Origin of the sequence: Kluyvera sp. STS39-E (assembly GCF_040932435.1) — a bacterium.
In the GTDB taxonomy this organism is placed as follows: Bacteria; Pseudomonadota; Gammaproteobacteria; order Enterobacterales; family Enterobacteriaceae; genus Kluyvera.
In genome coordinates this window covers 305,102-326,279 of record NZ_JBFQGA010000005.1, presented here as the reverse complement: position 1 = coordinate 326,279, position 21,178 = coordinate 305,102, and the positions used below count along the sequence as shown (strand labels likewise).

Genomic DNA, 21,178 nt, shown 5'->3' with positions numbered 1-21,178 from the left:
CCAAACCGTTTTTCTACCCCGCAGCGCTTTCCGCCATCGCATCCACAATCAACCAATCGTGAAACACCCGCACCTCCAGCTGCATCACCAAAGAATGATTTTCTTTAGTACGTCACGTTGATGGTGACGGTATCGGCATAGTCGTCCGGGCGATAGTTGGCGCTGGGGACCACGACGTACACCGTGCGGTTAACCGCAGAGCCGGTGCCTATACCCGCAACCGTATTGGCGGTTAGATTTCCCCACGGCGTGCCGCCCACGCCGGCCGTGGAGTTGAGCTGATAAGGCACAAGGTTGGTGTTGGTTGCCGCGTTGCTCACGCTTTTCATCACACCGCTACCGGCGGTGTTGTTGTTGGATGGTGAAAGCCCCACGGTGTAAGCGGTGGAGTTGGTGCAGGTCATCGTAAAGTAGTTGTTATTCATGACATTGGTTTGCGTGTGTGCCACCGACCCAAGAGACACATTGCGAGTCGTGTTGATATTGCAGAACTTATTGACGGAAGCCGTTACGACAAAGGGAAAACTTTGCAGCACGGTGCTGCTGCAGGCGTTTGGCGGTATGGCTAGGGCGCTGTTAATGGTGACATAGGCCGTCGCGGCGGTGTAGGTGTCAGTATAGTTTCCGGGCGGCGCGGTGGTTTGCCCCAAGGGGACAATGGCGGTGAGGGTGATACTGCCGGTGACCGGCGTTAAATCCAACAGATTGAGATTGATCATCGGGAACATACCGTTTCCCGCCGTCTGGTTGCCCCACACGACGTTGGCATTGCTGGGATTCTTGTAATAAATCTGATAATTCAAGGAGCCGCCGGTCGTGGTCATCTTACGAGTGGCGATGGTGTTGCCTCCCGGCGCGCCGAGGTTGAAACACAGCGTGTAGGCGCCAAGCAGATCGCCGAGCACTTTTGTGCAGCTGTAGTTAATGATGACCGATGTGGTGGCATCGGATGTGGCAAATGGACTAACCGTGCCAAAGGCCACGCTCGGCACGGTGCTCACCGAGCAGTTGACGGCGTAGCTTTTCATGGGGAAAAAGCAGATCCCTGCCAGTAAAATCAGGACTCTTAGCCACATAATGCTCGCTCCTTATTGGCAGGTTAATGGTCCAATCTGTGGGATATCCCGCGCGGCTTTCGGATAGTCGAATTGGGCAGTACAGGCCCCCCAACGGGTGCTGACACGCAGCGAGTTATGTTCGTCGAGCGTGTCGAAATAGACCATGCCGTCAAAGCCCACGATGGCGCGCTGTCCGCGTAGCCCGTTGAGCGCCGCTGATGACCCTTCGGGGATCACGTTTCCTTTGCTGTCCTTCAAGATAATCAACGCTGAACGCACCGGTTTGACGGTAAAGTTCACCAGCGTGCCGGATCGGTCTGCGGGGATTGCCACCGCGTTAACCGGATCGATCCGCATGTTGGCCGGAAGATCCATGGGATTAATGCTGATCTCATTGTTTTGATAACTGTTGAGGTTGGTGACCAGCAGCATGCCTTGACCGTTGCTGGTGCCGATAGGGTTGTTTTGCAGGATGACCGGCACGTCTGGAATACCGTCGGTGGAGACTACCGCGAAGCCGTTATTAATGGTCTGGGCGGCAAAAACGCTGCCTCCCATCATGACTAGTGAGCCATCGGCTCCCGCATAGGCAGATTGATTCCCCGACAGTTGGCTGTAACCGCCGTAGAGCTTGCCATAGCGCCCCAGATAACCCAGTTCACCCTGTCCATTTTGCTGAGAAGCCTGCCGGTTAAGCGCCAGGTTCCAGCCCCAGCCGCCATCCGATGGCTGCGACTTGCTGGCATTGAGCGTATAGCTCATTTGATCGTTGCTGCGCTGCACGGTGCTGCTGGCGCTGATGTTGTTGTCCATCGAAATACTCAACATCAGGTACATGCTGCGATCGCGGCTGTCATCAATGTTCTGGTTTAGCCCAGCGTTGAGATAAACCCTTTCGGTCAGCGATTTATACCAGTTAGCGTTGGTATAGCGCTGAGTGGACTCGCCGGGGGTGCGAAATTGCAAATAGCCGATGCTGAAGTTACCGAGCGCTTCTGCGTTGTAACCGACAACGGTGCTCTGATTGAGCGACGGCGGTGCATCGCCGTAGCGGGTGGCGACGTCGTGGTAGTCGTTTACCGTGGCGATGGTGGTGGTGCTGAAGCTAAAGCGATTATTGTTCCAGCGGTAGCCGATGCTGTAGAGAAAACCGTTTTTCCCGGCATCGCTGCTCGCCGCTATAGCGGTAGAAATGGTGCCGGCGCTACCGCCGGGGATCCAGTCGCTGCTAAACCCCAGGTTAACCAAACTCTCCGTGGCCTCTCCGTGGGCTCCGGCGGTAAAAGCGTTACTAAAACCGTGCCGCCAGGTGCCGCTAAATGCCGGGGTGCTGGCATAGTCAAATGAGGTATAGCCGTAGTTTTCACGCACCACGCCCACCTCGGCCGACCATTCGGTCAGCCCGCTGCGCAGCAGTGACTGGTCGTTATAAAATGAGAAACTCTGCACCGTGGTTTTGCCCAACGCATCGGTCATCGTCACCTGCGCGTTACCCGCGCCGTTAATGGTTGGCAGGGTATTGATCTCAAAGTTGCCCGCCGGAACCTCGCCGTTGTAGTACTTCACGCCGTTCATATACAGCTCGACGCTGGACGGCAGCGTGGCCGAGCCAAAGAACGAAGGCAGTGGCGTGGTGGGGGTGTAAGGCTGAAGGTTGTAGTCGGTGCCGATTTGCAGCCCAGCAATGCGGGTTGGACGCGACCAGTTCAGCGAGCTAGTCAGCGTATCGCCAACGGTCACCGCCAGCACCTCGTTCGGAAAGGAGGATCGCCAGCTGGAGTCCAGCCGGGTTAGGCCGTCATTCAGCCCATAGCCGCTGTTTTCACCGATATAGCGCGCAATTTGCGTTGAACTGAGCACGCCCAATGAATTGAATGCCCGCAGTTCGGAATAGGCGCTGGCGCTGTTGCGCGAGTCCTCTTCCTGTGAGGCGTAGAGGTCATAATTGAGCACTAGCCCGCGTGAACGGTCCGCGGCCGGGCTGGTGGTGTCCTGTTGGTTAAGCTGCGTGGTGCCCATATCGAGCGCCGATAGCGGGGCCGTCAGCGCTAGGCTTTGCAGACTGGCGTTGTAGTTGATCTCAAGCTGGGGGATATCGTTGAGGCAGACTGGGTCCGGCGTCTGCGGCGGCAGCCGGATGCCAATTCTGCGCAGGCTCTCGGCGCTGGCGTAGAGCTTGTTATTCTCGTAGCCAAAACGCGCAAGCCCGATGGCATTCTGGTTCAAGGTGACATCAAGATAAAGTTCGGTGCCCGTCAGCGGTTTACTGTCTGCAATGACCTCATCCTGCGGGGAATTTGTCTCTTTCATTTCCGCAGATGTGCTCCTTGCTATAAATAACACGTTGAAAAACATAAAAAATAATATACGGACTTGCACGCTATAGCGTTTGTACCGTTTTTTCGCCATTGACCATAGCTTCTAACTTTTCTCCCTGACCTACGCTCGCAGGTAGCGGCCAGCGCATCGTCGAACCCGGTAAGACGTAGCCTAATAATCCGGGGGAAATACTTTTCCGGCTGCCCGAGGCGGTGATGAGATTCACCTCCGAAAGCTGGGCATGACCATCCCCCTGATTACTTACCTCCAGCCACGCACGGCCATCGCTGCGCTGAATTTGCCACTGAAGTTTGGCGTAGGTGTCGGTGACGCCCGGCGGCTGAATAAAGACGGGGACGGAATAATGCAGGACAAACTGGAGGTTACTTTTTTTCGCTGTCGGCTGCGGTAATTCGTTAATCGACAGGCGATAGGCATCTTCCGCTTTGGCAGGTGAGCCGGTGCGGATCACCCGGACTAGCTGCTTGCCACCGGCGGGGATTGTCAGCATTGGCGGGCTGATAACCAGCCCTTGCGAAGCATCAAGCTGATCGCGGTAGCTACTTTGGCTCCAGCGAAACACGCGCACCTGCGCGTTAATCGGACTGTCGCCCGAATTACTAAGCCAGATGCCTTCTGCGCGCTGGGTTTGCTCTAACGTCAGGGTGACCGGCGTTACCTGCAATCCGCTGGCAGCGGCATAGCCACTGAAAAGAAGACCAACGAGCGCACTTTTTTTCCAGTTCATATGTCTTCCCTGAATGCATTAATAGGTGACGGTGACGGTAACTGTGTCGTTATAGACATCGGGCGCAAAGTTGGCGTTAGCGACAATGGCGTAAACCGTCAGCGGCTGAGCAAGACCAGTTCCTGAACCCGATGTGACGTTGCTGGTTCCGCCGCTGGTGATGTTGCCCCAGATGGCGCCCGCCGAATCTTTAGCCAGCTGATAAGGGACTTTATCGGTGTTACCGCCGATAGCGCCTGACATCACCCCTGCGCCAAGCGTGTTGCTATTGGATGGGGTGAGCCCAACGGTATATGGCGTCAGTCGCGAACAATTAACGGAAATTGAAGTATTCGCTGTTACGCTTGGTGAACTGGCCGCGACGCTACCAAAGTTAATGGGCGTACCGGAGGTCACGCTGCAAGATTTGGTTATCGTTATCTGCACCTGAAAAGTACTGGTGGCAGTATCGGCATTCGCCGTCGAAATAAAGGCGGACGCCACACAGAATAAAATGAACTTAATAGACGTGTTCATAGTATTGACCTCTACGCAGGTATTATAATTCCCTAGTAAAACAATGACGTATGAATGTGATTTCCCTGCTTTAACTGTAGGATAGGTAGTTAAATTCTGCCAATTTGCCTTAAGACTATTTTATGAAAAATAAAACCTAGGTCACCTTATTGTATGAAGTATTTAAAAAGCGGAGATATAGAATATATTTCGTAGGTAAGTGATTATTTAAAATGGAATAGTGAGCGTTGGTGGGAAATAATGGGGAATAGATATTTTTAGTTTTAATAAAACAGTGTGTAGCGTGGGTTAAGTATGAGCGGGTTTTTGACGCTACATTTCCAGAGTAATCCCTAAAAATAGGGGGGCTGCTTTGCTGCCGAGGAATGCTTTCTTGTGGATTTGGCGATGGAATGGAAGATAGATTCAATATTGAAAGCGCTATAGATCTTTTGAGCAGTTTTGAATTTTGGCGGAAGATCACAGGAGTCGAACCTGCCCAGGACCGCTGGCGGCCCCAACTGGATTTGAAGTCCAGCCGCCTCACCGGAGACGACGATCTTCCGCGCCTCGATTGCTACATGGAGGCGGTGCGCATTATAACTACTTTCAATCATTTACCACATCCCCCAAAGGTACATTTTTCACGGCCAGAAACACGTGATTTATCGTACTCTTAATAAAACCCTTCCTTTTCCAGAGGTTACCCGACCGCTGTTTGATGCGGCCCGTAGAGAACCGCATTCTCTGCCCAACGAGTGTTGGAAAAACCACCTCTGCCGCTAATTATTTGGTCACTTTATCCGCGCTAATTGGCGAATTTCCCAGTAACTGGCCACGCTTGCGTACGGCGTAAAGGTGTCTGGACGCTCTGAGGGAGGATGATTGATAAATCAGGGTGATGTTATGGGGGAGAAGTGAGCAAATTTTGGCGGAGATCGCAGGAGTCGAACCTGCCGGGAGCCATTGATGACTACCACTGGAATTAAAAACCAATCGTCTCACCGGAGACGACGATCTTCCGCGCCTCGATTGCTACATGGAGGCGGGGCGCATTATAGCTACTTTCAATCAGTTGCCACATCTTTACTTACATATTTCACCAACTTTTTTCTATGTATCGCACGTGGAGCATAGAAATTCCTACAAAATCCGTAAGTTACACTTAGACACACTCTAGCCGCCCACCCAGATCACAGAAATAAATAAACGTAATTTGATAACGAGATATCGCAATTCACCTTATGACGTGAATGGTTTACAAAACGTGTAACCGGTTCCGGCTTGGGCTCGGCGCAATGGGGTTTGAAAGATGAAGAGTGAAGTATTATCTGTCAAAGAGAAGGTAGGTTATGGCATGGGCGACGCCGCCAGCCATATCATTTTCGATAACGTCATGTTGTATATGATGTTTTTCTATACCGATATTTTTGGTATACCCGCAGGCTATGTCGGCACCATGTTTCTCCTGGCGCGCGCGCTGGACGCCATCTCTGACCCGTGCATGGGGCTGCTGGCTGACCGTACGCGTACTCGCTGGGGCAAGTTCCGTCCGTGGGTGCTGTTTGGCGCACTGCCTTTCGGCATTGTGTGCGTGCTGGCCTACAGCTCGCCGGATCTCAGTCATAACGGTAAATTGATTTACGCGGCGGTGACCTACACGCTGCTGACCCTGTTCTATACCGTGGTCAATATTCCTTATTGCGCGCTGGGCGGTGTTATCACCAACGACCCGACGCAGCGTATCTCCCTGCAATCTTGGCGCTTCGTGCTAGCGACCGCGGGCGGCATGCTCTCTACCGTGCTGATGATGCCGCTGGTGAATCTGATCGGCAGCGACAACAAGGCGCTGGGCTTCCAAGGCGGTATTGCGGTGCTCTCCGTGGTGGCGATTGCGATGCTGGCTTTCTGCTTCTTCACCACCAAAGAGCGCGTTGAAGCCCCGCCAACCAACAATTCAATGCGTGAAGACCTGCGTGATATCTGGCAAAACGACCAGTGGAGGATTGTCGGCCTGCTGACCATTCTCAACATCATGGCGGTCTGCGTTCGCGGCGGCGCGATGATGTACTACGTCACCTGGATTATGGGCTCCCCGATGTTGTTCACCGCCTTCCTCACCACCTACTGCGTTGGCAACCTGATTGGCTCGGCGCTGGCAAAACCGCTGACCGACTGGAAATGTAAGGTGAGCGTCTTTTGGTGGACCAACGCCATTCTCGCGGTGCTGAGCCTAGCGATGTTCTTTGTGCCGATGAACGCGGGCATCACCATGTTTGCCTTCATCTTCGCGATTGGCGTGCTGCACCAGCTGGTGACCCCAATTCAGTGGGTCATGATGTCCGACACCGTTGACTATGGTGAATGGCGCAACGGCAAACGTCTAACCGGTATCAGCTTTGCAGGCACGCTATTCGTGCTGAAGCTGGGTCTGGCACTGGGTGGCGCGATGATTGGCTGGATGCTGGCCGGCGGCGGTTACGATGCCGCCGCCAAGGTTCAGAACCCAACCACCATCAGCATCATTATTGCGCTGTTTACTCTCGTACCGGCTATTTGCTATCTGCTGAGCGCCATCGTGGCGAAACGCTTCTACACCCTGAAAACGCCTTTCCTTATCAAGATGATGGGGGAGCTGGCGCAGGGCGCACACCGCACTCAGCGGGAATTTGATACCGAATCTATGAAGCATTCTTTAGAGAACTAAGAGGACGAGCTATGAAAATCAGTGATGGAAACTGGCTGATCCAACCGGGTCTGAATTTAATTCAACCTGTTCAGGTGTTTGATGTTGAACAGCATGGCAATGAGATGGTGGTGTATGTGGCGCCACGTGATGTTCGCGAACGTACCTGGCAGTTGGATACGCCAATGTTCACCCTGCGCTTTTTCTCGCCTCAGGAAGGGGTTGTGGGAGTGCGTATCGAGCATTTCCAAGGCGCGCTGGAAACCGGCCCACACTATCCGCTGAATGTACTGAAAGATGTGAAAGTGCAGATGCAGAACACCGCCGAATTTGCCGAACTGAAAAGCGGCAACCTCAGCGTTCGCGTAACCAAAGGGGAGTTTTGGGCGCTGGACTTCCTGCGTAACGGCGTGCGTATCACCGGCAGTCAGCTGAAAAACAACGGCTATGTGCAGGATACCAATGAAAATCGCAACTACATGTTCGAGCGTCTGGATCTGGGCGTCGGCGAAACCGTTTATGGCCTAGGCGAGCGCTTTACCGCGCTGGTGCGCAACGGTCAAAACGTTGAAACCTGGAACAAAGATGGCGGCACCAGCACCGAACAGTCGTACAAAAATATCCCGTTCTACCTGACCAACCGCGGTTACGGCGTACTGGTAAATCACCCGGAAAACGTCTCCTTTGAGATTGGCTCAGAGAAAGTGTCCAAGGTGCAGTTCAGCGTCGAAGGCGAGCATCTGGAATATTTCGTTATCGACGGCCCAACGCCGAAAGAGGTGCTTAACCGCTATACCCAGTTCACCGGGCGACCGGCGCTGCCACCGGCATGGTCATTTGGCCTGTGGCTGACCACCTCGTTTACCACCAACTACGATGAAGCGACGGTGAACAGCTTTATTGACGGCATGGCAGAGCGCGACCTGCCGCTGCACGTCTTCCACTTCGACTGCTTCTGGATGAAAGCCTTCCAGTGGTGTGACTTCGAGTGGGATCCGGTGACCTTCCCGGACCCGAAAGGCATGATCCAACGCCTGAAAGATAAGGGGCTGAAGGTCTGCGTATGGATAAACCCGTACATCGGCCAGAAATCACCGCTGTTCAAAGAGTTGAAAGAAAAAGGCTACCTGCTGAAGCGCCCGGACGGTTCTGTTTGGCAGTGGGATAAATGGCAGCCGGGCTTGGCGATTTATGACTTCACCAACCCGGAAGCCTGTGAGTGGTACGCGGGCAAGCTTAAAGAACTGGTGGCGATGGGCGTCGATTGCTTTAAAACCGACTTCGGTGAGCGCATCCCTACTGATGTTCAGTGGTTTGATGGTGCGAACCCGCAAAAAATGCACAACCACTACGCCTTTATCTACAACGAGCTGGTGTGGAACGTGCTGAAAGAGACGCTGGGCGAGAAGGAAGCGGTGCTGTTTGCCCGTTCTGCCTCGGTGGGTGCGCAACAGTTCCCGGTGCACTGGGGCGGCGACTGCTACGCCAACTATGAGTCAATGGCGGAAAGTCTGCGCGGCGGGCTGTCGATTGGCTTGTCCGGCTTTGGTTTCTGGAGTCACGACATCGGCGGCTTCGAAAACACCGCACCGGCGGATGTGTATAAACGCTGGTGCGCGTTTGGCCTGTTTTCCAGTCATAGCCGCCTGCACGGCAGTAAATCCTACCGTGTGCCGTGGGCTTACGATAACGAGTCCTGCGATGTGGTGCGTTACTTCACCGAGATGAAGTGCCGCATGATGCCGTACCTGTATCGCCAGGCAGCGCTGGCCAACGAGCAGGGCACACCGATGCTGCGTGCCATGATGCTGGAGTTCCCGGACGACCCGGCGTGTGATTACCTTGACCGTCAGTACATGCTCGGCGATTCACTGGCCGTCGCGCCGGTGTTTACCGAGGCGGGCGACGTGCAGTTCTATCTGCCGGAAGGCCGCTGGACACACCTGTGGCACAACGACGAAGTGCAGGGCAGCCGCTGGCATAAACAGCAGCATGATTTTATGAGCCTGCCGGTTTACGTGCGGGAGAACACCCTGCTGGCGCTGGGCAGTAACAATCAGAAGCCGGACTACGCGTGGCACGAAGGTACCGAATTCCAGCTGTTCCATCTGGAGGACGGGAGTGAAGCAATATGTGAGGTTCCGGCTGCGGACGGCTCGGTTATCTATACGTTACAAGCGAAGCGCCAAGGGAATGTTATTACCGTGAATGGTCAGGGTAAGGCGAGCGACTGGACGCTTTGTCTGCGCAATGTCCAGCATGTGGCTGATGTGCAGGGCGGGAGCTTGGCGGGTAGCGAGCTGGGTGTGGTGGTGACGGCGCGGGGTAATGAGTTGGTGATCACCCTTTAGTTTGGTGATTGGCCCCTCACCCTAACCCTCTCCCCTTAGGGGAGAGGGGACCGATTGTGCGGCTGGCGTGTTGGGCTTTCTCCTAGGGGGAGGACCGATTGTGCGGCTGGCATGTTGGTTTTTCCCCCTCGCCCCTTTGGGGAGAGGGCCGGGGTGAGGGGAATGCTACCTCGCCTATCTACTGAATAACGCCAGCCTGCATCTGCTGCGTGACTTCCTGTTTATTCATATTCACCGCATGAAGCTGTCCGTTTACCGTTGGTTTGAGCGGCGCTTGGGCCTGTACGCTACCGCTCGCGGTGAGCTGAATATTGCCGTCGCCATCAATCGATAGTGGTGGCCAGCCCCACTGCTGTAGGATGTTGAGTGGCACACCGCGCCCGTTTAGGGTCACGCTGGTGTGCCGCTGCGGCTGCTGCGATACGGTGGCGGTCGCCTCCAAGATCCCTTTTTCGGTAAAGGCACTCAGCTCCGTCACGTTCACATTCGCCGCATCGGCGTTTAGCGTCATAGACGGGCGACGGACATCAATACGGTTAAAGGTGGCCGCTGCGCCGTTTAATGTCGCACCGCCGCTCCAGACGCCCCACTGGCCATTCTTCGCCAGTCGGAGGTTTGCGCCGTAGCCGTCTAGCGCGGTGATTTGCCACGGGAATGCCGGGTCGATATCGATAACCAAGTTACGGCTGGCCCCGAATTTTTTCAGCGTGATGTTTTGCAGCCAAGTGGGCAACGGCGTCATCCACAGCGTTTTCCAGTTCTCCGGCAGCGTATATTCCAGCCCGGCAAAGACCGCGTCATCGAGCACCAGTGCGTTGCCGTCACGGTACCAATTGCCGGAACTGCGCACCATGCCGCCTTCCCAGCGCGAGGTGAACTGGCGCAGCGCAATGCCCTGTAGTGATAATTCTGCGTTCATGATCGGATCAAGCAAATGCAGCGAGCCGTAGATGAACTCGCTGGCGTTCATCGAGATCTTGCCGTCGGTGCTTTGCCAGCCGCCTTGGCTGAGAGTCAGGTTGCGCAAGTTGAGATCGAGGTCGGTTAGCGCCCAATCGGGGCCTTGCAGCGTGGCGTCGGTGATATCAAGACGGCCAATCTGTAATGACGGCACGGTGGTCAGTGGGGCGAGGAAATCGAGCAGCGACCTATCGCTTTGCAGACGAATATCGTTCAGACGCAGATTATCCACCACCCAGCTCCCGTCGCCGTTACGTCGGGCGTTGCCGGTGAGCGAGCCGCGCGCCATATCGGCCCCGACGGTAGTCAGCGTCACTTCGTCGCCGTTGATGTCGCCTTCAATGAGCGTATTTGTCGCCGGGATACCGTTTAGCGATAGCGAACCTGCGCTCATCTGAATATGCGCTTTTTTGCCCAGCACGTTACCTGCTTCCGGCGTCCACGGCATCACGCCGCCGGAGACGCGCTGCGCGCTGAGCTCCCAGCCGGTTTCCGGGCTGTTGAGCGCCATATTGCTCAGCTGTAAGCGATCGGCGGCAAATGGCAGCGGGGCGTTGGAAGGAGAGAGATTCAGCGTACCGTCTTGCAACAAGATGGTGTCGACGTGCAGCGGGTCGGTTATCTGACGGGTACTCAGGCCAATATCCACCGTTTTTGCGACCAGCGTTGCAGGTTTGCCGTCACGACCAAAGGTGACGTTTTTCAGCAGGATGTGCGACGGGGAGGAGAAGCGGTGGTCCATTGCGTCAAACGCCACCTGGTAGGTGGTATTGTCGCTCAGCCATTGGCTTATATGGCGCGCGCCCCAGCGGGTTTGCAGCAAAAAGTAAAAGGCGAGAATCACCAACAGCAGGGCGATGATCAGCCAGAAAATCAGCTTTCCAAGAAATTTCATGATCTTCCATCCTGAGAAGGGCACATAAATCTGTTATGCATGATTTATGCGCAATCCTCAAGGCGGGAATCGTTTTAATCGATGTCAGCGGCAGTGGCAATGACCACCGCCGCGTCGGGTTTACTCTTTCTCTGGTGGGAAAACCAGGTTCAAAATAATTGCCGTGATCCCGCCAGCAGCAATGCCGGAAGAGAGCAGGTTTTTCAGCCAGTCCGGGGCGAACTGCAGAATTTGCGGTTGCTGAGAAACGCCAAGGCCAACGGCCAACGACAGGGCGATAATCAGAATTGCGCGGCGATTTAGCGGCTCGCGGGAGACGATGCGCACGCCGGACGCAGCGATGGTGCCGAACATCACAAGCGTTGCGCCGCCGAGTACCGGTTCAGGAATATGCTGGACGAAGCCGCTCACCGCAGGGAACAGACCCAGCACGATGAGCATCAACGCGACTACGAAACCGACATAGCGGCTGGCAACGCCGGTCAACTGGATAACGCCGTTGTTCTGCCCGAAGCAGGAGTTCGGGAAGGTATTGAAGACCGCAGAAACGCAGGAGTTCAGACCGTTAGCCAACACGCCGCCCTTCAGTCGCTTCATATACAGAGGCCCGGAAACCGGCTGTTCTGACACGTCGGAGGTGGCAGTGATATCACCGATGGTTTCCAGCGAGGTGATCATAAATACCAGCATCAATGGCAACAGCAGGTTCCAGTCGATGCCTAAGCCGTAATACAGTGGCGTTGGCACCATAATCAGGCTGCCGTTGGTCGGTGCGGTATTTTCCGGCAGCATGCCGAGCGCCCAGGCTGCGAGGTAGCCTGCCGCCATAGCAATCACCAGCGAAGCAATACGCAGGTAAGGGTTACGCTGGCGGTTAAGCAGAATGATAATGGCCAGTACGATGCCCGCGAGCAACAGGTTTTTCGGTGCGCCAAAGGTATTGTTGGCCATTGCCGCATAGCCGCCGCCGATAGAGGTCAGACCGACCTGAATCAGCGACAGGCCGATAATCATCACCACCACGCCGGAAACTAACGGGGTGATCACGCGGCGCGCTAGGTGCAGCACGCGGGATAATGCCATTTCGGTGAAGCTCGCCAGCATCAGGGTGCCAAACAGCGCAGCCATCATCGTTGGCACGTCGGCACCGCCGGTTTTCAGCGCGGTGCCGCCCATAATTAGCGGCGCAACGAAGTTGAAGCTGGTGCCCTGAATGGACAGCAGGCCAGAGCCAACCGGGCCCCAAGCTTTAATCTGAATGATAGATGCCACACCGGATGCGAATAACGACATGCTGATAATGTGCTGGGTATCTTCGGCTGGCAGACCCAGAGCTTGGCAAATCAGCAGCGCTGGAGTGATCACCGCAACAAACATCGCCAGCAGGTGCTGAAGCGCGGCGAACAAGGTTTGCGGAAGCGGCGGACGATCTTCCAGACGGTAAATTAATTCGCTGTTGTGTTTCTGCGCAACCGGTTGCGCATCAACCTGTTCAAGGGTGTTAGAGGACATCTTTCAGGCCATCCCATGGTGGAAAAGTGGCGATTTTAGCGGACTGGCTGGTAAAAGCAATCGGTTGCTTTCATGTGGCGCAAATTATTGCGGAAAAAACCGTGTAAGAACTGTGGATTAGATGTAAATGGTTAACGAAATTGATCAGCAATAGTACCTTTTTCTATCCCTTGACTGCCTTTCTTGCTTACACTTTGGGCCGACGCCTCACGAAGAGGCTATCTCGACATCGGAAATTTGTCGCGTATGAATGGATCATGCGTTTAGTAAGGAGCTGCAATTATGTTTCATCTCGATACCTTATCGACGCTCGTCGCCGCAACGCTTGTCCTACTGCTGGGACGAAAGCTGGTCCAGGGCGTCCCCTTTCTAAAGAAATACACCATCCCTGAACCGGTGGCCGGTGGTCTGCTGGTGGCGCTGGCGCTGCTAGTGCTGAAAAAAAGCATGGGTTGGGAAATCGAATTCGATATGACCCTCAAAGACCCGCTCATGCTGGCCTTCTTCGCCACCATCGGCCTTAACGCCAATATCGCTAGCCTGCGCAAGGGCGGGAAAGTTGTCGGCACCTTCCTGATTGTCGTCGTGGGACTGCTGCTGTTACAAAACGCACTGGGTATCGGCATGGCGAAACTGCTGGGTCTGGACCCGATAATGGGCCTGCTGGCCGGTTCAATCACGCTATCTGGTGGTCATGGCACCGGCGCGGCGTGGAGCAAGCTGTTTATCGAACGCTACGGTTTCAGCAATGCGACCGAAGTGGCGATGGCCTGTGCCACCTTCGGCTTGGTGCTGGGTGGTTTAATTGGCGGCCCTGTGGCGCGCTATCTGGTGAAACACTCCTCCTCGCCAGACGGCACGCCGGACGATCAGGAAGTGCCTACCACCTTCGAAAAACCGGATGTGGGGCGTGTGATCACCTCGTTGGTGCTGATTGAAAGTATCGCGCTTATTGCTATCTGTCTGACGGTTGGGCGGGTGATTGCGCAACTGCTGGCGGGAACCGCGCTGGAGCTGCCGACGTTTGTGTGCGTGCTGTTTGTTGGTGTGCTCCTGAGCAACGGCTTGGCGCTGATGGGCTTTTATCGCGTCTTCGAGCGTGCAGTATCAGTGCTGGGCAACGTGAGCTTGTCGTTGTTCCTAGCGATGGCGCTGATGAGCCTGAAGCTGTGGGAGCTGGCATCGCTGGCGCTACCAATGCTGGTGATTCTGGCTGTGCAGGCGGTGGCGATGGGGCTGTATGCGATTTTTGTCACTTACCGAATGATGGGCAAAAACTACGATGCAGCGGTGCTGGCGGCAGGTCACTGCGGCTTTGGTCTTGGTGCAACGCCAACCGCAATTGCCAATATGCAGGCAATTACCGAACGTTTCGGGCCATCACATACCGCGTTCCTGGTGGTGCCGATGGTGGGGGCGTTCTTTATTGATATCGTCAATGCGCTGGTCATTAAGCTGTATCTGATGTTACCGATGTTTGCTTAAGACAAAAACGCCGGGACTATCCCGGCGTTCTTTGCCTGATGGCGCTGCGCTTATCAGGCCTACCGCTCATTTGTAGGCCGGATAAGGCGTAGCCGCCATCCGGCATCACGTCACGGTTTACTCTTCGTGTTCTTCCCACGCTAACGCGCGTTTCACCGCTTTCTTCCAGCCGCTGTAGCGGAAGTTACGCTCGGTGGTTTCAATCCCCGGACGGAATTCGCGCTCAATCACCGCTTTTTCCTGCAGCTCATCAAGATTTTGCCAGAAACCGACAGCCAGACCGGCCAGATAGGCTGCGCCCAGCGCCGTCACTTCGCGCACTTCCGGACGCTCAACGCGGGTGCCCAGAATGTCCGACTGGAACTGCATCAGGAAGTTGTTGGCAACCGCGCCGCCATCTACACGCAGGGCGTGCAGACGAATGCCGGAGTCTGCCTGCATCGCTTCCAGCACGTCACGGGTCTGGTAGGCGATTGATTCCAATGTCGCGCGGATAATATGGTTGGAGTTCACGCCGCGTGTCAGGCCGAAAATCGCGCCGCGAGCATACGGGTCCCAGTACGGCGCGCCGAGGCCGGTAAAGGCCGGAACCACGTACACACCGTTGGTGTCTTTGACTTTGGTCGCGAAGTATTCGGAGTCGAACGCGTCACTGATAAGCTTCATCTCGTCGCGCAGCCACTGAATAGAGGCTCCGGCCATAAACACCGCGCCTTCCAGCGCATAGTTCACTTCGCCGCGTGGGCCGCAGGCGATAGTGGTCAGCAGGCCATGGGTCGAGGTCACCGCTTTTTCGCCGGTATTCATCAGCATAAAGCAGCCGGTGCCGTAGGTGTTTTTCGCCATCCCTTCTTTCACGCACAGCTGGCCGAACAGCGCCGCCTGCTGGTCACCGGCAATCCCGGCGATCGGAATACGGGTGCCGCCTTTACCGCCGATGTTGGTCTGACCGTAGACTTCGGACGACTTGCGCACGTCCGGCAGCATGGCGCGTGGGATATCCAGCGCATCCAGCATCTTGTCATCCCAATCGAGGGTATTAATGTTAAACAGCATGGTACGTGAGGCGTTGGTGTAGTCGGTGACGTGCACGCGTCCCTGGGTCATCTTCCACACCAGCCACGTATCAACGGTGCCAAACAGCAATTCACCACGGCGCGCACGCTCGCGAGAGCCTTCAACGTGGTCGAGGATCCACTTCACCTTGGTGCCGGAGAAGTACGGGTCAACCACCAGACCGGTGGTGTTGCGCACGTATTCTTCCATGCCGTCACGCTTTAATTGCTCGCAGATTTCAGCGGTGCGGCGACACTGCCAGACAATGGCGTTGTAAATCGGCTTACCGGTTTCGCGCTCCCACACCACGGTGGTTTCACGTTGGTTGGTGATACCGATAGCGGCAATTTCATCCGAGCTGATATCGGCTTTTGCCAGCACTTCAACCAGCACGGAGCTTTGTGTTGCCCAGATTTCCATCGGGTCATGCTCAACCCAGCCGGGCTTAGGATAGATTTGTTCAAATTCGCGCTGTGACACGCTGACGATGTTGGCGTCATGATCCATAACGACGGCGCGGGAACTGGTGGTGCCTTGGTCGAGCGCAACGATATACTTTTTGTCAGTCATAATGAACGGTCCGTAGTCAGATTACAGCGAAGCATTGTGTTGGTTTTGGCTGGAGACCGCTTTCGGCTCTTCAACCTCGCAGGTGTCGCACGGCAGATGACGGCCGATCAGCTTGCGATAGCTGAATGCGCCCAGCGCTGCGCCAACGATAGGTGCACACAGCGGCACCAGGAAATAAGGAATATCTTTGCCGCCGGTGAAGGCGACGTCGCCCCAGCCTGCCAGCCAGGCGAAGGTTTTTGGCCCGAGGTCACGCGCTGGGTTCATCGCAAATCCGGTCAGAGGGCCCATGGAGGCACCGATAACCGCTATCAGCAGGCCAATCAGCAGCGGAGCCAGCGGCCCGCGTGGAATGCCGTTGCCATCGTCAGTCAGTGCCAGAATCACACCCATCAGGATAGCGGTAATGACCATTTCTACCGCGAAGGCCTGCACAAAATTGATATGCGGGTTTGGATAGGTAGAGAAAATACCTGCCAGTTCAAGGCTTTCGACGCTGCCACGCACCATATTGTGCGTGCTTTCGAAGTCGTAGAAAAGGTTGTAGTAGAGGCCGTAAACCAATGCCGCCGCGCAGAACGCACCGGCAAACTGAGCAACGATGAAGGGCACTACTTTACGCCCATCGAAGCAGGCGAACAGCCATAGCGCGATGGTGACTGCCGGATTAAGGTGCGCGCCGGACACGCCAGCGGTCAGGTAGATAGCCATCGCCACGCCCAGACCCCAAATTATGCTGATTTCCCACTGGCCGAAACTCGCGCCCGCCACTTTTAGCGCCGCGACACATCCCACGCCGAAAAAAATCAACAACCCGGTACCAAGAAACTCTGCGATGCACTGGCCTTTTAAGGTCGATGTCTGGCTCATAATCGGATCCTGAAGACAAATTAATGATTATTGTGTGCATGCGCGCTCGGGACGCGCATGTTGCCATGTAGGCATAGTGTTAATTTATCGTTAACGAGCGTAAACGAGAAATATCGAAATCAAAATGTGTGTACCGCGTCAAGAAATGAGCGTTTTCGCGCCAGATAATGTACGTTTTCGGAGCGGAAAGTGTGAGGGAGGAAACATTCCGTGAGCCAATCCGTTAACAATCTAATGGGAATATGCGCAAACGCTCCAGGACCAGGCTTAAAATTGCGAACAACCGTAATCTACAGGCTCTGGCGCTGGACAGGGGCGGCGGCGCTCCATACAATCGACCACAAGCCGTGCGCTTATTTGGGTTAAGGTGTCGCCGGGGTCCCGGGACGAGATCAACGCCTTGCATGATCAGGAGATATAGGACGATGTCATTAGAAGTGTTTGAGAAACTGGAAGCAAAAGTTCAGCAGGCGATTGATACCATCACGCTGCTGCAGATGGAAATTGAAGAGCTGAAGGAAAAGAACAATACGCTGGAGCAGGATGTTCAGTCTGCACAGCATAGCCGTGAAGAGCTGGAGCGCGAAAATGGCCAGCTGAAAGAACAGCAGAACGGCTGGCAGGATCGTCTGCAGGCGCTGCTGGGCCGCATGGAAGAAGTTTGATTCCATCTCTCCCCGGGCCGTTTGCGGCCTGGGGAAACTTCCTGCTTCACTATCCCCGCAGAATCCCCGCTGAGTGAATTCGCGCATTCGCGCATCGACGTACTTTATCCTTCCTTATATTTCAAAACTGCATAATCAATCTTTTTTTATTCTTTAATCATCGGTTCGATTTCTGGCAGGCTTAGCCTCATTACAACACAACAGATAAGAGAGCGGGCGATGAACAAGTGGGGCGTAGGGTTAACTCTTTTGCTGGCTTCCACCAGCGTACTGGCTAAGGATATTCAGTTACTTAACGTGTCTTACGATCCGACGCGTGAACTGTATGACCAATATAACAAAGCTTTCAGCGCGCACTGGAAGAAAGAGACCGGTGATAACGTGGTGATTCGTCAATCACACGGCGGCTCTGGCAAACAGGCGACGTCGGTCATCAACGGTATTGACGCCGATGTGGTGACGCTGGCGCTGGCCTATGACGTTGACGCGATTGCCGAACGCGGTCGTATTGATAAGAACTGGATCAAACGCCTGCCGGATAACTCCGCGCCGTACACCTCCACCATCGTGTTCCTAGTGCGTAAAGGCAACCCGAAACAAATTCACGACTGGAACGATCTGGTGAAACCGGGCGTTTCCGTTATTACTCCGAACCCGAAAAGCTCCGGCGGCGCTCGCTGGAACTACCTAGCAGCTTGGGGCTATGCGCTGCACCACAACAATAACGACCAGGCTAAAGCTCAGGACTTCGTGAAGTCGCTGTATAAGAACGTGGAAGTGCTGGATTCCGGCGCGCGCGGTTCCACCAATACCTTCGTTGAACGTGGTATCGGCGACGTGCTGATTGCGTGGGAAAACGAAGCGCTGCTGGCGACGAACGAGCTGGGTAAAGATAAGTTTGAAATCGTCACCCCGAGCGAATCCATCCTTGCCGAGCCGACCGTTTCGGTGGTTGATAAAGTGGCTGAGAAGAAAGGCACAACGGCGGTGGCTGAAGCCTATCTGAAATACCTTTACTCGCCGGAAGGCCAGGAAATTGCGGCGAAGAACTACTACCGTCCACGCGATCCAGAGATTGCGAAGAAGTATGAAAGCGCGTTCCCGAAACTGAAGCTCTTCACTATCGACCAAGAGTTCGGCGGTTGGACGAAAGCGCAGAAAGAGCACTTCTCTAACGGCGGCACCTTCGACCAGATCAGTAAGCGTTAATTTCCGCAAACGCCCGGTGACTCTACCGGGCGTTTTGCCGTCTGGCGCACATTGCCAGATGGCGGTGTCGGCCTACCGCAGGGCTGCAAATGTTCTGTTGGTCACAAATCTGCGTTACTCTTCCCCTTCGATTCGACACGGGGAGACAAGATGACAAGGTTAAAATACCTGCTGGCCGCGCTGCTGGTTATGGTGATTGCGGCGGGTGTTGGCGGCTGGTACTGGCTGCATTCTGGCAACCCGGACGCGCTGCGGCAGATTGTGCTGCAACAGTGTGTCCCCAATCAGCAACTGCACCGGACGCCAAAACCGTGCGTCGACGTCAACCCAAAAGGCGGCTACGTCTTATTTAAAGATCGCAATGGCCCGCTACAGTATCTGCTGATGCCGACCTACCGTATCAATGGCACCGAAAGCCCGTTACTGCTTGATCCGCTGACGCCAAACTTCTTTTGGCAGGCGTGGCAGCGGCGCGCGATCATGAGCGACAAACGGGGTTCGGCTGTCCCGGACAGCGCGGTCTCCCTCGCTATCAATTCCCGCACCGGACGCACGCAAAACCATTTCCATATTCATATTTCCTGCCTGCGTAAAGACGTTCGCGAGCAGCTCGATGGTGACATGTCCGCCATTAGCAGCCGCTGGCTTCCGCTGCCGGGTGGACTGCTTGGACATGAGTATCTGGCGCGGCGGGTAACTGAAAATGAGCTGGCCCAGCGTAGCCCGTTCCTGATGTTGGCAGAAGAGGTGCCGGAAGCGCGTGAGCACATGGGGCGCTTTGCTCTCGCGCTGGCGCAGCAAGCTGACGGTTCACTGGTGCTACTGGCGACCGAGCGCAATTTGCTGGCGCTGAACCGCGCATCTGCCGAGGAAATTCAGGATCATCGCTGCGCAATTCTGCAATAACCCCACCTAATCTGGCGTTTACCTGCAACTCCTGTCGTCGTATTCTTGCTGAAAAAAACGACAGGAGACAGGTATGTCGCTCTGGCTTTCTCACCCTCTGTTCCTTCCTTCAATCATCATCGGCGTGACCATCCTGCTGTGGGCGACCTCGCTGCTGCCGGAATTTATTACCGCTTTGCTGTTCTTCGCGGCTGCGATGACGGCAAAAATCGCGCCGCCGGATGTTATTTTCGGCGGTTTCGCATCTTCGGCATTCTGGTTGGTCTTCAGCGGTTTTGTGTTGGGCATCGCGATTCGGAAAACCGGGCTCGCCGACCGTGCCGCGCGGGCACTCTCGTCGCGACTTACCGACTCTTGGCTGCTGATGGTGGGCAGCGTGGTGCTGCTGAGCTACGCGCTGGCGTTCGTTATGCCGTCGAATATGGGGCGAATTGCGCTGCTGATGCCGATTGTGGCGGCCATGGCGAAACGCGCAGGCATTGAGGACGGCACCCGCGCGTGGTACGGATTAGCACTGGCGGTGGGTTTTGGGACATTCCAGCTTTCCGCGACCATTTTGCCCGCCAACGTACCGAATCTGGTGATGAGCGGGGCGGCGGAAGGTGCGTATGGTATTCATCTAAACTATGTCTCGTATCTGCTACTCCACACGCCGGTGCTGGGCTGGTTGAAGGGCGCGGCGCTGATTGGCCTTATCTGCTGGCTGTTTCCCGGTAAACCACATCCGCCGCACGAGGTGGAGCCGCTACCGCCGATGAGCGGCGACGAGAAGCGTCTGGCGTGGCTATTGGCTGTTGTCTTAATGCTGTGGGTGACTGAGAGCTGGCACGGTATTGGGCCTGCGTGGACTGGGCTTGTGGCGGCGGTTGTGACGCTGCTGCCGCGCATTGGGTTTATTAATGGTGAAGAGTTCGCTAATGGCGTGAATATGCGTACCTGTATTTATGTCGCCGGTATTCTGGGGCTGGCTATCACCGTCACGCAGACGGGGATTGGCGCGGTGGTCGGCAATGCGCTGCTGCATATTATGCCGCTCAGTGAAGAGTCACCGTTTACCAGTTTCCTTGCGCTAACGGGCATCACCAGTGCGCTAAACTTCATTATGACCGCCAACGGTGTACCGGCGCTGTACACCACCTTCGCGCAGAGTTTCTCGGACGCGACCGGCTTCCCGCTGCTCAGTGTGATTATGATTCAGGTACTGGGATATTCCACGCCGCTGTTGCCGTATCAGGCTTCGCCAATCGTGGTGGCAATGGCGCTGGGTAAAGTCCCGGCACGGGCGGGGATACTGCTGTGTCTGGCGCTGGCTGCGGTAAGTTATCTGCTGCTGCTGCCGCTGGACTACGCGTGGTATCAGGTACTCGGTAAGTTATGAGTTTGCCGGATGGCG

General features: G+C 55.3%; 15 protein-coding genes and 2 tRNA genes. 7 read left to right on the top strand and 10 right to left on the bottom strand.

Annotated elements, in window-relative coordinates:
- Positions 1–104: 104 nt before the first annotated feature.
- From AB4K05_RS13195 to AB4K05_RS13170, 6 genes are all read right to left on the bottom strand, one after another.
- Complete coding sequence (locus AB4K05_RS13195) at positions 105–1,076, bottom strand: spore coat protein U domain-containing protein (RefSeq protein ID WP_368480413.1); 972 nt, start codon at positions 1,074–1,076, stop codon at positions 105–107.
- A gap of 12 nt (positions 1,077–1,088) precedes the next feature.
- Positions 1,089–3,368, bottom strand: a complete 2,280-nt coding sequence (locus AB4K05_RS13190) for a fimbria/pilus outer membrane usher protein (protein ID WP_368480412.1) — start codon at positions 3,366–3,368, stop codon at positions 1,089–1,091.
- Positions 3,369–3,438: 70 nt separating this feature from the next.
- Entirely contained in the window at positions 3,439–4,125 is a 687-nt protein-coding gene (locus AB4K05_RS13185) for a molecular chaperone (protein ID WP_368480411.1), read from the bottom strand.
- A gap of 18 nt (positions 4,126–4,143) precedes the next feature.
- A complete protein-coding gene (locus AB4K05_RS13180) occupies positions 4,144–4,641 on the bottom strand; it encodes a spore coat U domain-containing protein (RefSeq protein WP_368480410.1) in 498 nt (165 codons plus the stop codon).
- 449 nt (positions 4,642–5,090) lie between these two features.
- Positions 5,091–5,185, bottom strand: a tRNA-Sec gene (locus AB4K05_RS13175).
- A 364-nt stretch (positions 5,186–5,549) separates the two neighbouring features.
- Positions 5,550–5,643: transfer RNA gene (locus tag AB4K05_RS13170), tRNA-OTHER, on the bottom strand.
- Positions 5,644–5,932: 289 nt separating this feature from the next.
- On the opposite strand from AB4K05_RS13170, the gene AB4K05_RS13165 reads away from it, so the two are divergent.
- The gene (locus tag AB4K05_RS13165) at positions 5,933–7,327 is read left to right on the top strand and encodes a glycoside-pentoside-hexuronide family transporter (protein ID WP_368480409.1); all 1,395 of its coding nucleotides are present in this window, start codon (positions 5,933–5,935) and stop codon (positions 7,325–7,327) included.
- An 11-nt stretch (positions 7,328–7,338) separates the two neighbouring features.
- Positions 7,339–9,657: an alpha-xylosidase gene (yicI, locus tag AB4K05_RS13160; protein WP_368480408.1), complete on the top strand. Its 2,319-nt coding sequence runs from the start codon at positions 7,339–7,341 to the stop codon at positions 9,655–9,657.
- A gap of 178 nt (positions 9,658–9,835) precedes the next feature.
- On the opposite strand, the gene AB4K05_RS13155 is transcribed toward yicI, so the two are convergent.
- Positions 9,836–11,512 (bottom strand): AsmA family protein, encoded by a 1,677-nt coding sequence (locus tag AB4K05_RS13155; RefSeq protein WP_368480407.1) that lies wholly within the window; start codon positions 11,510–11,512, stop codon positions 9,836–9,838.
- Between the two features lie 120 nt (positions 11,513–11,632).
- Positions 11,633–13,024 (bottom strand): NCS2 family protein, encoded by a 1,392-nt coding sequence (locus AB4K05_RS13150; protein ID WP_368480406.1) that lies wholly within the window; start codon positions 13,022–13,024, stop codon positions 11,633–11,635.
- A gap of 282 nt (positions 13,025–13,306) precedes the next feature.
- Here AB4K05_RS13150 and gltS point away from each other — a divergent pair, with 282 nt between their 5' ends.
- Entirely contained in the window at positions 13,307–14,509 is a 1,203-nt protein-coding gene (gltS, locus tag AB4K05_RS13145) for a sodium/glutamate symporter (protein ID WP_368480405.1), read from the top strand.
- Positions 14,510–14,626: 117 nt separating this feature from the next.
- Here the strand turns inward: gltS and glpK are convergent, their stop codons facing one another.
- Entirely contained in the window at positions 14,627–16,135 is a 1,509-nt protein-coding gene (gene glpK, locus AB4K05_RS13140) for a glycerol kinase GlpK (protein ID WP_368480404.1), read from the bottom strand.
- A gap of 21 nt (positions 16,136–16,156) precedes the next feature.
- A complete protein-coding gene (locus AB4K05_RS13135) occupies positions 16,157–17,005 on the bottom strand; it encodes an MIP/aquaporin family protein (protein ID WP_368480403.1) in 849 nt (282 codons plus the stop codon).
- Positions 17,006–17,430: 425 nt separating this feature from the next.
- Here AB4K05_RS13135 and zapB point away from each other — a divergent pair, with 425 nt between their 5' ends.
- The 4 genes from zapB (at position 17,431) to AB4K05_RS13115 (ending at position 21,163) form a co-directional block, all read left to right on the top strand.
- Entirely contained in the window at positions 17,431–17,670 is a 240-nt protein-coding gene (gene zapB, locus AB4K05_RS13130) for a septal ring assembly protein ZapB (RefSeq protein WP_368480402.1), read from the top strand.
- A gap of 219 nt (positions 17,671–17,889) precedes the next feature.
- Positions 17,890–18,879, top strand: a complete 990-nt coding sequence (locus tag AB4K05_RS13125) for a sulfate ABC transporter substrate-binding protein (protein WP_368480401.1) — start codon at positions 17,890–17,892, stop codon at positions 18,877–18,879.
- 150 nt (positions 18,880–19,029) lie between these two features.
- Positions 19,030–19,785, top strand: coding sequence for a CDP-diacylglycerol diphosphatase (locus tag AB4K05_RS13120; RefSeq protein WP_368480400.1), 756 nt, complete (start codon positions 19,030–19,032; stop codon positions 19,783–19,785).
- A 73-nt stretch (positions 19,786–19,858) separates the two neighbouring features.
- Positions 19,859–21,163: an SLC13 family permease gene (locus AB4K05_RS13115; protein WP_368480399.1), complete on the top strand. Its 1,305-nt coding sequence runs from the start codon at positions 19,859–19,861 to the stop codon at positions 21,161–21,163.
- Positions 21,164–21,178: the final 15 nt, after the last annotated feature.